Source organism: Photobacterium sp. R1, from assembly GCF_054600795.1.
This window is the reverse complement of record NZ_BAAHZP010000700.1, coordinates 1-258: the sequence shown is the minus strand read 5'-3', so window position 1 is coordinate 258 and position 258 is coordinate 1. Positions and strand designations below refer to the sequence as shown.

1 protein-coding gene is annotated in these 258 nt (G+C 51.2%); it reads right to left on the bottom strand.

The window, feature by feature from the left end; genetic code table 11:
- Nucleotides 1-258 (bottom strand): hypothetical protein (locus ACYP03_RS26895; protein WP_459782794.1); only part of this gene is annotated, 258 nt, incomplete at both ends.

Sequence of the window (258 nt, the reverse complement as noted above, 5' to 3'; positions counted from 1 at the left end):
ATGAATGCCCGCGAGCAGACTTAACCCGACAGCGCCAACCACTAAACCACTGATTGTTACTTTCAATGGCCCCAACCACCCGACAATGCGACTTGCCGCCTGATTCATAATCAGTAAGGTTAAGGTGTAGGGTACAAATGCACCTGCCGTTTCAAGCGGCGTCCAGCCTTGTTGAATCTGAAGGAATAAGGACAACAAAAAAGTGACCAGCCCCATACTGGCGGCAGCCAGAAGAATACCCACCAGCCCCACAATACG